Source organism: Streptomyces sp. CNB091, assembly GCF_000377965.1.
In genome coordinates, this window is the sequence record NZ_KB899005.1 from 188,183 (window position 1) to 203,709 (window position 15,527).

A 15,527-nucleotide genomic window follows, 5' to 3' on the forward strand; every position below is an offset into this window, starting at 1 on the left:
CGGGCCCTTCCGTATGAACCCTGCGGGGTGCTTTCAGCCGGCCTTCTTGGCGCCACCGACGGCGGCGGCCGCGCCGAGGGCGAGGAAGAGGTAGGTCATGAAGTCGGCCTCCTGCGACCAGGCGTCCGTCACGCTGCCGAAGTGGTCGTCGATGACCTCGGAGAAGGGGATCTGCGCCAGGTCGGCGAGGACCATCGAGATGCCGACGAGCTGCCCGAGGTAGACGGCGCCGATCGAGAAGACGGCCGCGGCGCCGATGACTGCGGGGTTGGAGCCGCCGACCTTGCTGGACGCGAAGCCCACCAGGAAGCCGACGCCGACCGCCGCGTAGCCGACCTCGCGCTCGATCGAGCCCGCGATCACGCCGTACAGGATGCCCGCGACGACGGCCGCGCCCAGGGCGACCAGCACGCCGAGCATGATGTTGTTGTCGCGGGCCGGGGGCGCCGGGGCGAAGGGCGCGCCGCCGCCGAACGGGGCGCTCTGGCCGGGCTGCTGACCCGCGAACGGGTTGCCGGTCGGGGCCGGGGGCTGCTGCCCGTAGGGGTTGCCGGTCGGGGCGGAGGGGGCGGGCTGCCCGTACGGGTTGCCTGTCGGTGCGGCGGGGGTGGGCTGGCCCGGCTGGCCGGCGTACGGGTTGACGTCGACGGGCTGACCGCCGTAGGGCTGCTGGGGCTGGTTCGGCGGCTGCACGGGCTGACTCACGGTGGGGCTCCCCCTGGATGGCTGCGCACGCGTGTGCGGTTGCGCACGTATGTGCGCGCTGTGACGCCGCAGGGTAGCAGTACGTACCGGATCCGGTCACCGGCAATCCTTTTCGGCCTCCCGTTCCCGTCTCAGAGCCGGTGCGCGGCCCCCGCGGGAGTGGCCCCCCGGGTGTCCAGGAGCAGTTGGGCCTTGACCGCGAGGCCCTGGAGGTCGTAGGTGCGGTGCTGCTGGAGCAGTACGGTCAGGTCGGCCGCGGCCGCCGCCTCGTACAGCGAGTCGGCGCGCGGGACGGGCCGTTCGCGCACCCGCCAGTCCAGGACGTGCGGGTCGTGATAGCCGATCTGGGCGCCCATGTCCATCAGCCGGGCGGCGATCTCGCGGGCGGGGGCGGCCTCCTGGTCGGCGCTGTCCGGCTTGTAGGTGACGCCGAGCAGCAGGACGCGTGCGCCCCGGACGGACTTGCCGTGCTCGTTGAGGAGGGTGGCGCAGCGCTGGATGACGTAACTGGGCATCCGGTCGTTGATCTCCTGCGCCAGCGAGACCATCCGCAGCGGGTGCCCGGGGGTGCGGGTGCTGTAGGGCAGACAGCCCGGGTCCACCGGGACGCCGTGTCCGCCGACGCCGGGTCCCGGCCGGAAGGGCTGGAAGCCGAACGGCTTGGTCTCGGCGCACCGGATGACGTCCCAGAGGTCGACGCCGAGGTCGTGGCAGAGCACCGCCATCTCGTTGACCAGCGCGATGTTGACGTGCCGGAAGTTGGTCTCCAGCACCTTCGTCATCTCCGCCTCGCGCGGTCCGCGGGCCCGGACGACCTTGTCGGTGAGCCGTCCGTAGAAGGCGGCCGCCGACTCGGTGCAGGCGGGGGTGAGGCCACCGATGACCTTGGGGGTGTTGGCCAGGACGTGGGTGCGGTTGCCGGGGTCGAGCCGGCTCGGCGAGCAGGCGAGGTGGAAGTCGCGTCCGGCGACGAGCCCGGATCCCTCCTCCAGCAGGGGGCGCAGGACGTTCTCGGTGGTGCCGGGCGGCACGGCGGACTCCAGCAGCACGGTGGTGTGCGGGCGCAGCCGGGCCGCCAGTGCGCGGGCGGCGTCGCGGAGCGCGGTGAGGTCGATTGCCCGGTCGGGGCCGAGCGGGGTGGGGGAGCAGATCACGGCGGTACGGACCCGGCCCAGCTCGGCGGCGTCGGTGGTGGGCCGGAAGCCGCCGGAGAGCATGCGGCGGATCTCGGACGCGGTGAGGGTGCCCTCGACCGGGGTGCGGCCCGCTCCGAGTTCCGCGTAGGGGCGTGGGTCGGGGTCGTAGCCGACGGTGGCGATCCCGGCGGTCACGGCGGCCTGGGCGAGGGGCAGGCCGAGGTGGCCGAGTCCGATGACGGCGAGGTCTGCGGGCATACAGGAAGACCCCCTAAGTGCGGAGAGCGAAGATCGCAACTGCTGTGGACAGTGCAATGTCAGACTAGGCGTAAATATGACCTATATGTCGCATTGTGTGGCTCCGGTCGCCCGGGTGTTGTCCACAGGCGGTGGCTGAACTCGGGGAGCGCGGACAGAATCGAGGGGTGGACACGGGCGGCCGGCCCCTCGGCCGGGTGGCACTCCCGTGTCCGACCACCCCGATCCACCGGGAGGCAGCAGTGAGGACAGCGACACTGGGACCCGCCGAACGCACCGTCGCGCTCGCCGCCATGGCCGAGCGCGAACTGGACGTGCTGGTCGTGGGGGCGGGCGTGGTCGGCGCGGGCACGGCGCTGGACGCCGCCACCAGAGGCCTCTCGACCGGTCTGGTCGAGGCGCGCGACTGGGCGTCCGGCACGTCGAGCAGGTCGAGCAAGCTGATCCACGGCGGTCTGCGCTATCTGGAGATGCTCGACTTCGCCCTGGTCCGGGAGGCGCTCAAGGAACGCGGGCTGCTCCTGGAGCGGCTGGCCCCGCATCTGGTGAAGCCCGTGCCCTTCCTCTACCCCTTGCAGCACAAGGGGTGGGAGCGGCTCTACGCCGGCTCCGGCGTCGCGCTGTACGACGCGATGTCGGTCTCCTCCGGGCACGGCCGCGGCCTCCCCGTCCACCGCCACCTCTCCCGCAAGCACGCCCTGCGGGTCGCCCCCGCGCTGAAGAAGGACGCCCTGGTCGGCGCCCTCCAGTACTACGACGCACAGATGGACGACGCCCGCTTCGTCACCGAGCTGGTGCGCACCGCCGCGTCCTACGGGGCCCAGGTGGCGAACGCGGCCCGGGTGATCGGCTTCCTCCGCGAGGGCGAGCGGGTCGTGGGCGCGCTCGTGCGGGACGTCGAGGGCGGCACGGAGTACGAGATCCGGGCCAAGCAGGTGGTCAACGCGACCGGTGTGTGGACCGACGACACCCAGGGGCTCATCGGCGAGCGCGGACAGTTCCACGTCCGGGCCTCCAAGGGCATCCACCTGGTCGTCCCCAAGGACCGCATCCACTCCTCCACCGGCCTCATCCTGCGCACCGAGAAGTCCGTCCTCTTCGTCATCCCCTGGGGCCGGCACTGGATCATCGGCACCACGGACACCGACTGGGACCTGGACAAGGCGCACCCGGCCGCCTCCAGCGCCGATATCGACTACCTCCTCCAGCACGTCAACTCCGTCCTCAACACCCCGCTGACCAGGGACGACGTCCAGGGCGTCTACGCCGGACTGCGACCGCTGCTGGCCGGCGAGTCGGACGCCACCAGCAAGCTGTCGCGCGAGCACACGGTGGCCCACCCCGCGCCCGGCCTCGTCGTCGTGGCGGGCGGCAAGTACACGACGTACCGGGTCATGGCCAAGGACGCGGTGGACGAGGCGGTGCACGGACTCGACCAGCGGGTCGCCGCCTGCGTCACGGAGGACACCCCGCTCCTGGGGGCCGAGGGGTACAAGGCCCTGTGGAACGCGCGCGCCCGGATCGCGGCCCGGACCGGACTCCATGTCGCCCGGGTGGAGCATCTGCTCAACCGGTACGGCTCAATGACCGAGGAGATTCTCGAACTGGTCCTCGCCGACCCCACCCTGGGTGAACCCCTGCCCGCCGCCGACGACTATCTGCGCGCCGAGATCGTCTACGCGGCCTCCCACGAGGGCGCCCGCCATCTGGACGACGTGCTGACCCGGCGCACCCGGATCTCCATCGAGACCTTCGACCGGGGCACCCGCAGCGCCCGGCTCTGTGCGGAGCTGGTGGCGCCGGTGCTGGGCTGGGACGAGGGGCGGATCGACCGGGAGGTCGAGCACTACGAGAAGCGGGTGGAGGCCGAACGCGAATCGCAGCGGCAGCCCGACGACCTCACGGCGGACGCGGCCCGGCTCGGCGCACCGGACATTGTGCCGATCTAGGACACGCCCTCCCGGAGTCCGCGCGTCGCTGTGTCGCGGTCACCGCCCGTCTTCACCGGGCCAGTTGGGCCCCGCCGACCCGGTGGAGCGGCGGCGGTGGCCCGGACCGGCCTGGACGGGGAGGCCGGGTTGGTAGCAGGCTGTGGGGGCTTCCCTCTTCGAGCCGCGGCGCGGCGGACCCCGGACCCGGCACCAGGACCGGTCCCGGGGTGAGGGACAATGAACGCTCTGCCAGGGCGGGTTGATCGCAGAGGGGACGCATGTCGGAGGCGGAGCAGGCACGGGAGCCCCAACGGGACAAGAACGGTCGTCTCCTCGCGGGGCGCTACCGGCTCGGTGAGGTGCTCGGCCGAGGCGGCATGGGTACGGTCTGGCGCGCCGACGACGAGACGCTCGGCCGCACGGTCGCGGTCAAGGAACTGCGGTTCCCCGGGGCGATCGACGAGGACGAGAAACGCCGGCTGATCACGCGCACCCTGCGTGAGGCCAAGGCGATCGCACGGATCCGCAACAACAGCGCGGTGACCGTCTACGACGTGGTCGACGAGGACGACCGCCCGTGGATCGTCATGGAGCTGATCGAGGGCAAGTCGCTCGCCGAGGCGATCCGCGAGGACGGCACGCTGACACCGCGGCGGGCCGCCGAGGTCGGGCTCGCCATCCTCGACGTGCTGCGCTCGGCGCACCGCGAGGGCATCCTGCACCGCGACGTGAAGCCGTCCAACGTGCTGATCGCCGAGGACGGGCGCGTCGTGCTCACCGACTTCGGCATCGCCCAGGTCGAGGGGGACCCGTCGGTCACCTCCACCGGCATGCTCGTCGGCGCACCCTCGTACATCTCGCCGGAGCGGGCCCGCGGCCACAAGCCGGGTCCGCCCGCGGACCTGTGGTCCCTCGGCGGACTGCTGTACGCGAGCGTCGAGGGCTGCCCGCCGTACGACAAGGGTTCGGCCATCGCCACCCTGACGGCCGTGATGACCGAACCGCTCGACCCGCCGAAGAACGCCGGTCCGCTCACCGAGGTCATCTACGGGCTGCTCGCCCGGGACCCCGACCAGCGCCTCGACGACGCCGGGGCGCGGGCGTTGCTCAACGACGTCATCAACGCCCCCGACGTTCCCGCTCCGGCCCCCGCGGACTCCACCCAGATCATGGCGCTGCCGCCGGCGCCCGCCGCCGACCCCCTCGTGAAGAGGACGCCGAAGCAGCCCAAGGCCCCGAAGCCGCCGAAGCAGTCCACCGGGTCGGGCGAGTCCGGCGGCGGCTCCCGCGACCGGCTGCGCGGAGCCCTGCGCTCCGTGCGCAACGCGAAGACCCCCGCGGCGGCCGCCGGAGCCGCGGCGGGTGCCGCCGCCGCTGCGGTGAGCTCTCCGGCCGCGGCGGCCGGCGGCCCGCCCGTCGCCCCGCCCAAGCCTCCGTCGCCGCCCGGGACTTCCGCCCCGGGTGCGAAGCCCGCCGCGTCCGCCCCGGCGACCGCGAAGGGAGCCGTGGCGGCGCCCGCCGGCGCCCCGGAGTCCTCGGCGGCGAGTGGGTCCGTTCCCGGGCAGCGCCCGCCGTCCTCGGTGGCGTCCACGCGTGCCTCGATCACCGACGTGGTGCCGCGCCGCACCCTCGCGATCATCGCGGCCGTCGTCGCGCTGGCCATTCTCGGCACGGTCCTCGCGCTCACGCTCGGCGGCGACGACGCGGACAAGGGCGGCGACACGGCCTCCTCGGCCGGAGCCTCGGCCGGCGGCGCCGACGACAAGGGCGGCGACACCGGCGGCGGTTCGGCCGGTGAGAAGGGCGACGGGCAGAAGGAGGGCCAGGGCACGGACGACGGCCGGGCCTCCGCCGACCCGTCGGCTGACGACTCCACCGACGCCGACGGCGACGCCGACGACTCCGGTTCCGACGACGACGGGGACGACGGGGCGGCCCCGGGCGACGCCCTGCCCGCCGGGTACGAGAAGGTCACCGACCCCCGCTTCCACTTCACCATGGCGATGCCCGAGGGGTTCGAGCGCACCGCCATCGCGGGCAGCAACTCCGGCGGCATCTACAACGACAAGCGGGGCAGCTTCCCCCGCGTCCAGGTCGACTTCAACAGCTCGCCCAAGGACGACGCGGCGGCCGCCTGGCGCGGGGCCGTCGGGAGCGTCAAGGTCCTCAGCGACGGCTACAAGCACGGCAGCATAAAGAAGGTCGAGTACAACGGCTATCCGACCGTCGCGGACTGGACGTTCGAACGCAACCACAACGGCGTCCGGGTCAAGGTGCTCAACCGGGGGTTCAAGGTGGACGCCAAGCGTGGCTACTCGATCATGATCAGCTGCAAGGTGGGCGAGTGGGAGGACGACGAGTGCCGGACGCTGCGCGAAACGGCGTTCGCCACGTTCACACCCACTGACTGACCGCTGGGCACGTGCCGACTGCGCGCCTGGGCGCGTGCCGAACGACCGCCTGGGCGCGCCCGTCGACGGGTCGGGAACGCCCTGGGCCGGCCGGTGGGAAACGTTTGTGCGGACCGGGTTGGCGCGACCCGGCCCGGCGGCCCGTGTTGCCACGTATCGTAAGAGGCCGGGGACCGTACGCAGCCGGAACAGCGGGTCAATTGTCCGCCGAATGACCGTGACCGACGGATAAGTGCGCCTCCGGGGACCGGGGGAAGAGCGCGCTCTGGGGAGGCGTCGTGGACGACTACGCGGGTCGGGTGCTTGCCGACCGCTACCGCCTTCCGTTGCCCCCGTCCGATGGGTACGAACTGGCCGAGACCCGGGCGTTCGACACGTACAGCGGACAGGAAGTCCTGGTCCGCCAGGTGCCGTTGCCGGAGATCGTGGACGCGGAGGTGCTCGACGCCGACGGCCGGCCCGCCGCATCATCCGGACGTGCCCCCGGGCGAGCGGTCCGCCGCAGCACGGACCCGGCGGTCCGGAGGGCGATCGAGGCCGCGCAGGCCGCCGCTCAGGTGCCCGACCATCCCCGGCTCGACCAGGTTTTCGACGTGTTCGCCGAAGCGGGCTCGTTGTGGATAGTGAGCGAGCTCGTCGCGGCCCGTCCGCTCGCCGCCCTCCTCGCCGAACGCCCCCTCAACCCCTACCGGGCAGCCGAGATCGGCTCCGACGTGCTCACCGCCCTGCGGGTGCTGCACGCCCACGGCTGGACCCACCGCAACATCACCGTGCGCACGGTCCTGGTGTGCGACGACGGCCGTGTCATGCTCACTGGTCTCGCGGCGGGCGCCGCCGAGGAGGCGCTCTGCGGATACGCCCCCGGGCCGGCACCCGACACCGACCCGGTGGCCGGCCCCACGACGTACGGCATCCCGGCCGTCGAGGCCGCCCCGCCGAGGGAGTTCGACGGGACCTACGCGCTCCCGCCGGCCAGGAGCGAAACGGAGTACGCGCCGGTCGAGGGCTACGGATCCGTCGACGACGGCCAGGGCCACGCGGCCGTCGAGGAGTACAGGGAGTACGCGGACGCGGACGTCCAGGAGTACGCGGAGTACGCGGCCGTGGATGTGGACGTCCAGGAGTACGCCGGTGACGACGGCGACCGCGGCGACGGCCGCGGCGACGGCCGGGCGGACCGGCCGTACCGGGGGGACCAGGGGCTTCCCGTTCCGTCGCTGCCGCAGGGGTATGCACCGCGCCGGGACGACGACCGGGACGACGAGAGGGACGACGACCGGTCCGGCGACCGGTCCGGCGACCGGTCCGACGACCGGTCCGACGACCGGTATGGCGACCGGTATGGCGACCGGTCCGGCGACCGGTACGACCCGCCCCCGGGCGGCCCGCAGGCCGAGCCCTTCGCGTCGCACGCCGGCCAGGAGATCGTCCCGCGCCCCGCCGCTCCCGCCGTCCCCTACACCGCCGTGCCGCCCCCCGCCGCCCCGGGCGCCGCGAGCGCCGCCCAGTTGCGGGCCGCGCGCGCCGGAGCCATCGCCGCCTACCGGGCGGGCGCACGGGCCGCCGCCCGGGTCACCGAGGACCGGCAGCAGACCGACCGCGCCCCGGCCGACCTCACGAAGTCGCCGCCGGAAGGGCGCGCACCCGCCCCGAGCACCAGCGGCACCAGCGGAATCACCGGAGCCGAAGCGGAAGCCGGAGCGGAAGCTGGAGCCGACGTGGACGCCGACACCGGCATCCTCCCGCCGCAGCGCCCGGCGCCCGGCGCCCCGGCCCCTGGCGCCCCCGTGGCCCCCCGACTGGCCTCCCCCTGGGGCAGCCCCGCCGAGGACCCCTACGACGACGAGGACGACGAGGACGAGGAGGACGGCCCCCGGCCGCCGGGCCGCCGCGTGCACCTCGCCGGGACCTGGGACGACGGACCCGGTGCGCGGCCCGTCTCCGCGGGCGGCTCCGGCGAGGACGCGCTGCGCGCCGACTCCCGGCGGCCCGGCCGGGCGGCCCCGGCACCCAAGCAGCTCGCCCGCACCGCCCCGCCCCGGGACGGGCGGACCGCCCCCGGAGCCTGGGAGGAGGCCGTCGCGGGCGGCGACGAGCCCGCCGTCTACCGGGGCCCCGCCACCCCGCTCGCCGCCGAACGCGCCCGCCAGGCACGCATCGCCGTCGTCGGAGCCGTCACCGAGCGCTGGGCCCCCGAGCAGGCCGGTCCCGTCCACGAGAACTGGCAGCTCGCGCCCCCCATCGGCCCCTCCACCGACCTGTGGGCGCTCGGCGCACTGCTCTACCGCGCCGTCCAGGGCCACGCCCCCTACCCCGAGGAGAACGCGGCCGAGCTCGTCCAGATGGTGTGCGGGGAGCCGCCCGCCTTCGCGGAGGAGTGCGGCCCGCTGCGGCCCGTCGTCGAGTCGCTGCTGCGCCAGGACCCCACGGAGCGGCCGGACTTCGAGGAGCTGCGCGGCTGGCTGCGCTCGCTGGTGCGCTCCGCGCCGGAGCCGGAGGCGGGCGCCGACGTCGTGCCGCTGCCCGCGCCCGACGCCGCCCGGCTCCCCGTCGTACGCCGCCGGGGCGAGCTGGTCCGTCGGCGCTGGAGCCGTTTCGGCGGCGGCTCGGCGCACGGCAGGCACCGCCAGGGGAAGCGCCGGCAGCCGCCGAAGCAGCGCGGCGGCGGCCAGCAGCGGGACCGGCAGGAGTCGCTGCTGCCGCCCGACCGGTCCGTGCGAATGCCCGTGGAGAGCTGGGAGGAGGAGCGCCCGGCCCGCGCACCCCGTGCGCCCAAGGGGCCCCGAGTGCTGCGGGAACCGGCGCGCAGGGGCGAGGAGTCCTCATCGCCGCGCAGCCTTGGCCGGCTGCTGCTCGTCCTCATCCTGCTGCTGATGGCCGCCGCCGTGGCGTACGCCGTGATGTTCCTGCCGAAGCAGGAGCCGGGCAAGGACAGCGGAGCGCCGACGTCGCCCGCCGGCTCCGCCGCACCGCCCGCCGCCTCGGGGGAGCCCGAGCCGTCCGCCTCGGGGGGCGGGTCCGCCGATCCCGGCTCCCAGCAGCCGCAGACCAGCCGGTCGGCCGTGGCGCTCGCCCCCGGCTACGCCCTCCGTGAGGACGCGGAGGGGTTCGAGGTCGGCGTACCGAAGGACTGGCAGCGCAGCCCCGCCAACGCGGACCGGCAGATCCGCTACGGCAGCGACGGGTTCACCCTCCTCGTGGTGCCCGGGCGGGACACGGTGAAGGCGGGGGGCGGCGATCCCCTGGACTACCAGCGGGAGAAGGAGCCCGAGCTCCAGCCGTTCCGCGACTCCACCTGGTCCTCCTCGTCCGGAGTGCGCCGGGTCGACGTCGGCCGGCAGGCCATGGCCGAGGGGCAGTACACCTGGCAGGAGAGCGGCGGGCGCGAGGTGTTCGTCCGTAATCTCGCCATGATCGTCGACGGCAGATACCACGTCATCCAGGTCATTGGGCCCGAGAGCGAGCGGGACAAGGTCACCGAGATCTACGAGCAGGCCATCGCCTCCTACCGGGTCACCTGACCGCCGGTCACACCCGACCGCGCGCACGTGACCGTCCGTGCCCGGGCCTGATCAGACGTCATCGCCCCTGCTCCGGCGCGGGCGTTGTGCGGTGCCGACAACCATCACAGTGCGGTCTCGTGGGCGATCCCCCGTTCCGCCCCACCGCCGCGCCTCCGTAATCTGGCCATTCGAGGAACGGGGCGGGGACATCACGTGGATGGATCACAGAGCACGGACGCGGGACTGGTGCTGGCGGGGCGCTACCGGCTGGGCGACGTCCTCGGCCGGGGCGGTATGGGCAAGGTCTGGCGCGCCCACGACGAGGTGCTGCACCGCACGGTCGCGGTCAAGGAGTTGACCGCCGGGCTGTACGTCGCCGAGGCCGACCGGCTCGTCCTGCACGCCAGGACGCAGAAGGAGGCGCGGGCGGCGGCGCGCATCACGCACCCCGGCGTCGTCACCGTCCACGATGTGATCGAGTACGACAACCGCCCCTGGATCGTCATGCAGTACGTCGACGGGCCCTCGCTCGCCGACTCCGCCAAGGAGAGCGGCGAGGTCGCCCCGCGCGAGGCGGCCCGGATCGGGCTGCACGTGCTGAGCGCCCTGCGCGCCGCGCACGCGGCCGGGGTGCTGCACCGCGACGTCAAGCCCGGCAACGTGCTGCTCGCGCGTGACGGTCAGGTGCTGCTGACCGACTTCGGGATCGCCGCGATCGAGGGCGACTCCACCATCACCCGGACCGGCGAACTGGTCGGCTCCATCGACTACCTGGCCCCGGAACGGGTACGCGGCGGCGACCCCGGACCGGCCTCCGACCTCTGGTCCCTGGGCGCGACGCTGTACACGGCGGTCGAGGGGACCTCCCCGTTCCGCCGTACGTCCCCGATCTCCACCATGCAGGCCGTCGTCACCGAGGAGCCGCCCGCCCCGGTCAACGCCGGCCCGCTCGGCGCCGTGATCACCGCGCTGCTCCGCAAGGATCCCGACGACCGGCCCACCGCCGCCCAGACCGAGCAGATGCTGCTGGACGCGATGGACGGCCGCGAGCCCCGCGCCGCCCAGGCGCACGTGCCGACCCAGCGTTTCCCCGAGGACGCCCGGTACGCCCACCGGGACGCGAACGGCCCCGACCGCCCGGAGGGTTCCGGCAGCCCTAACGGCGGCGGCGGTTCCGACGGCGCCACCGCCCGGCTGCCCGGAGCGACCCCCGCCACGACGACGCCCGCCCGCGGCCCGGACGCAGCCGCCCCGGTCACCGGCCCCGCCTCCGCCCCGGTGACCCGGCGCGCCGGGTCCCGGTGGCGCACGGTGCTCGTCGTGGTCGTCGCCGCCGCCGTCCTCGGGGGCGCGGCCGGGCTGTTCGCGATGAAGTACGGGGAGGGTTCGGACTCCCCCGGCGGAACGAGCGGCGGCACGGTCGCCGGCGGCACACCGCCCCCGGAGCGGACCTCCACGGAGCAGACCTCGCCGGAGCCGGCCGCATCGGCGGAGGGGGCACCGGAGATACCCGACGGCTGGCACCGGGTCGACGACCCGGCGGGGTTCAGCCTGGTCGTGCCGGTGGACTGGACCCGGCAGGTCCAGGACGGGCAGATCGACTACACGCCGGACGGCGGGGCCCACCGGATCCGCATCAGCGTCGACCCGGACCCGGACTTCGAACATCCGTATCTGCACATGGAGAACATGGAGGAGCAGCTCTCCGAGCGGCTGCCGGGGTATCAGCGGATCGGGATGGAGAAGAACACCTTCCGCGACCGGCCGGGCGCCCTCTGGGAGTTCACCTGGAACGAGACCAAGGACCACCCGGGGCCCCGGCACGGGATCGACCAGATGTACTACGGCGGTCCCGGCGGCCCCGAGTACGCGCTGTACCTGACGGCTCCGCAGGAGGGCTGGGAGGCCAGCCGCGAGAAGTTCGACATCATGCTGCGCAGTTGGAGCGCCCCGAAACCCCAGCAGTGAGCACGGTGCCCTGCTGGTGCCCGATGCTCCGACCGGGTCGCGAGACGGTCACGGCCGCGCATCCGGTGTCCACCCCCGCTGGTGCCCGGCCCGGCGCGTGATCCAGGATGGGGTACATGACAGATCACGGGGGATGGGCGAACCAGCCCACCAGCTACGGACTCCAGCCGCCGCAGACACCGGGCGGCTTCGGCGCGCCGCATCCCGCGCCGCATCCCTCACCCCCGGCGCACGTTCCGTCCCCGACCGTCCACGCGAGCGCCCCGGACAGCGCGGTGAACCGGCTGATCGGCGGGCGCTACCGGCTGCTCGCCCGGCTCGGGCACGGCGGTATGGGCACGGTGTGGCGGGCCCACGACGAGGTCGTCGACCGGGAGGTGGCCGTCAAGGAACCGCGCGTACCGGAACACCTCGGCGAGCGCGAGCACAGCATGGTGCACCAGCGCATGCAGCGCGAGGCGCGGGCCGCGGCCCGGATCGACCACCCCTCCGTCGTGACCGTCCACGACGTGGCCGTCGAGGACGGCAAGCCGTGGATCGTCATGGAGCTGGTGCGCGGCCCGTCGCTCGGCGACCGCCTCCAGGAAGGCACCCTGGACCCCCGCGAGGCGGCCAGGATCGGCCTCGCCGTCCTCGACGCGCTGATGGCCGCCCACGCGATCGGCATCCTGCACCGGGACGTCAAGCCGGACAACGTCATGCTCGGCACCGGCGACCGGGTCGTCCTCACCGACTTCGGGATCGCCCAGGTCGAGGGCGAGCAGCAGCTCACCGAGACCGGGGCGTTCGTCGGTTCGCCCGAGTTCATCTCACCGGAGCGGGTCCTCGGGCAGCGCCCCGGACCGGAGTCGGACCTCTGGTCGCTGGGCGTCGTGCTGTACGCGGCGGTCGAGGGGATGTCCCCGTACCGCCGCTCGCACACCCCGGCCACCCTCCAGGCCGTGCTGTCCGCCGAGCCGCAGGTGCCCGCCCGTGGCACGGGCGCGTTCGGCGCGCTCGTCATGCAGCTGCTCCGCAAGGACCCCGCGGCGCGTCCGCCGGCCGCCGAGGTCCGCCGGGCCCTCCAGCAGCTGGCGTCCCCGGCCCCGGCGCAGGCGACCTCCGCGTACGGGACGGCCCCCGTGGGCGGAAGCGGAGGCGGTGGCAGCAAGTGGGTGCCGCCCGTGCTGCACCGCAACCGCGTCGCGCAGTTCGCGCTCGGCGGCGGGGCGCTGGCGGTGGCGGTCTCGCTCGTCCTGCTCCTGCTGAACCCGTTCGCGGGCGACGGACCGCCCGAGGGCTGGCAGGTCCGGCCGGAGAACGAGGTCCTGTCGGCGGACGTCGCCGTGCCGGAGGAGTACAAGCGCGTCCAGGAGGACGGCGAGGACGAGCTGGTCTGGTACGCGGACCCCAGCGGCGTCTTCGAGATCACCTTCTGGCACCGCTCCCCGAAGAGCGAGGACGCCATGGACGACAACCCCGGCGTCGACCCGAAGGCCCGCAAGGAGTTCTACGAGGAGGGCTCGTCGAGCTCCACGGACATGGAGGAGGCCTCCGTCTCGTACAAGGACGCCACGCACGAGGGGCGCAAGGCGTTCGAGATGACCACCGAGTTCGTCCCCTACCCCTCGTCCGGCGACGATCCGGTGCGCTACCGCCTCCGCGAGCTGCTGATCCCGGGCGAGAAGGAGAACGACCCCTACTGGCACGTGCGGGTGCGGATGCCCGCCAAGGGGGATGCGGCGAAGGACGGCGACGCGATCTTCACCGAGGTCACCGAGGGGCTGAAGATTCACGCTTCCTGAGCGCCGCGGGCCGACCGCCGCGGGGCGGTCGGCCCGCATAGCCACTGATCAGCGGTTATGCCGCCAGCGATCACTGGCTCGTTCGACGAGGGCGTCCGGCGGAGGTGGGGGGTCCTGTGAAAAACTGTTACCCACGGGTACCCAAAGGCTGCGGCTGGACATACTCTCGGCCTCATGACGGACTCGCAGGCCCCTGACGCCCCTCTCGGCACGAACCCCGTGGCGGTCGCCCCCGCCGGGGTGCGCACCGCCGCCGACGTGGTCACCCCCGAGGTGGTCGCCCAGCTGACCCGTGGCGTCGTCGGGTCGGGCCGCACGGCCAACCACACCCCCTTCACCGGGGAGAAGCTGGCCGATCTGCCCGAGTCCACCCCCGAGGACGTCGCCACCGCCTTCGACCGGGCCCGCGCGGCCCAGCCCGTCTGGGCCGCCGTGCCCGTACGGCAGCGGGCCGCCGTCCTGCTGCGCTTCCACGACCTCGTCCTCAGCCGCCAGTCCGAGGTCCTCGACCTCATCCAGCTGGAGACCGGCAAGGCCCGCCTGCACGCCCACGAGGAGGTGCAGGCCGTCGCCGTCGCCGCCCGCCACTATGGGCGCAAGGCCGCCGCCTACCTCAAGCCCCGCCGCCACACCGGCGTCGTCCCGGTCCTCACCAAGGTCACCGAACTGCGCCAGCCGCGCGGCGTCGTCGGCCAGATCGCCCCCTGGAACTACCCGCTCGAACTCTCCGTGGGCGACGCGCTGCCCGCGTTCGTCTCCGGCAACGCCGTCGTGATGAAGCCCGACACGGAGACCGCGCTCACCGCCCTGTGGGCCCGCGACCTGCTGATCGAGGCCGGACTGCCCGCCGAGGTCTTCCAGGTCGTCCTCGGTGAGGGGCCCGTCGTGGGGCCCGAGGTCGTCAGCCGCGCCGACTACGTCTCCTTCACCGGCTCCACCCGCACCGGCCGCGAGGTCGCCGTCGGCGCCGCGTCCCGGCTGGTCGGCGTCTCCCTGGAGCTCGGCGGCAAGAACGCCATGCTCGTGCTGAAGGACGCCGACGTCGAGAAGGCCGCCGCCGGAGCCGTCCGCGCCTGCTTCTCCTCCGCCGGACAGCTCTGCATCTCCATCGAGCGGCTGTACGTCCACGAGTCCGTCGCCGACGCCTTCGTGGAGCGCTTCGCCACCCGGACGAAGGCCATGCGGCTCGGCAGCGCCCTCGCCTACGGGGCCGACATGGGCTCCCTCGTCGGCGAACGCCAGCTGGAGACCGTCGAGCGCCACGTCGACGAGGCCGTCGAGAAGGGCGCGAAGCTCGTCGCCGGCGGCGTCGCCCGCCCCGACATCGGCCCGCTGTTCTACGAGCCGACCATCCTCGACGGGGTGGAGCCCCCGATGACCGTCTGCACCGAGGAGACCTTCGGACCGGTCGTCTCGATCTACCGCTTCAGCGACGAGGACGAGGTGATCGCGCTGGCCAACGCCACTCCGTACGGCCTCAACGCCAGCGTCTGGACCACCGACTCCAAGCGGGGTCACGCGGTCGCGGCCCGGCTGCGCACCGGCACCGTCAACATCAACGAGGGGTTCGCCCCCGCCTACGGGAGCGTCCAGGCCCCGATGGGCGGCATGAAGGATTCCGGCCTCGGCCGACGGCACGGCTCCGAGGGCATCCTCAAGTACACCGAGGCCCAGACCGTCGCCCAGCAGCGGCTGATGCCGCTCGCGCCCTCCTTCGGGCTGGACGACGAGAAGTACGCCGAGCTCATGACCCGCAGCCTCAAGGCGATGAAGGCGTTCCGGCTGCGCTGACCCCCGACCCGAGGGCCCCAGCGACTTCCGCCCTTTTCGT

General features: G+C 73.7%; 8 protein-coding genes. 6 read left to right on the plus strand and 2 right to left on the minus strand.

The window, feature by feature from the left end; genetic code table 11:
* Window positions 1-33 precede the first annotated feature (33 nt).
* Together D581_RS0126960 and D581_RS0126965 are read right to left on the minus strand one after the other, a co-directional pair.
* On the minus strand, window positions 34-705 hold the full coding sequence (locus tag D581_RS0126960; protein WP_486585886.1) for a hypothetical protein: 672 nt from the start codon (window positions 703-705) through the stop codon (window positions 34-36).
* Between the two features lie 131 nt (window positions 706-836).
* The gene (locus D581_RS0126965) at window positions 837-2,099 is read right to left on the minus strand and encodes a nucleotide sugar dehydrogenase (protein ID WP_018960268.1); all 1,263 of its coding nucleotides are present in this window, start codon (window positions 2,097-2,099) and stop codon (window positions 837-839) included.
* 242 nt (window positions 2,100-2,341) lie between these two features.
* Here D581_RS0126965 and D581_RS0126970 point away from each other — a divergent pair, with 242 nt between their 5' ends.
* From D581_RS0126970 to D581_RS0126995, 6 genes are all read left to right on the plus strand, one after another.
* Complete coding sequence (locus tag D581_RS0126970) at window positions 2,342-4,048, plus strand: glycerol-3-phosphate dehydrogenase/oxidase (protein WP_018960269.1); 1,707 nt, start codon at window positions 2,342-2,344, stop codon at window positions 4,046-4,048.
* Window positions 4,049-4,308: 260 nt separating this feature from the next.
* On the plus strand, window positions 4,309-6,441 hold the full coding sequence (locus D581_RS0126975; RefSeq protein WP_018960270.1) for a serine/threonine-protein kinase: 2,133 nt from the start codon (window positions 4,309-4,311) through the stop codon (window positions 6,439-6,441).
* A gap of 278 nt (window positions 6,442-6,719) precedes the next feature.
* On the plus strand, window positions 6,720-9,962 hold the full coding sequence (locus D581_RS0126980) for a protein kinase (RefSeq protein WP_018960271.1): 3,243 nt from the start codon (window positions 6,720-6,722) through the stop codon (window positions 9,960-9,962).
* 195 nt (window positions 9,963-10,157) lie between these two features.
* A complete protein-coding gene (locus tag D581_RS0126985; protein ID WP_018960272.1) occupies window positions 10,158-11,912 on the plus strand; it encodes a serine/threonine-protein kinase in 1,755 nt (584 codons plus the stop codon).
* A 116-nt stretch (window positions 11,913-12,028) separates the two neighbouring features.
* On the plus strand, window positions 12,029-13,696 hold the full coding sequence (locus D581_RS0126990; RefSeq protein ID WP_018960273.1) for a serine/threonine-protein kinase: 1,668 nt from the start codon (window positions 12,029-12,031) through the stop codon (window positions 13,694-13,696).
* 174 nt (window positions 13,697-13,870) lie between these two features.
* Complete coding sequence (locus tag D581_RS0126995; protein ID WP_018960274.1) at window positions 13,871-15,487, plus strand: succinic semialdehyde dehydrogenase; 1,617 nt, start codon at window positions 13,871-13,873, stop codon at window positions 15,485-15,487.
* The last annotated feature ends 40 nt before the right edge of the window (window positions 15,488-15,527 follow it).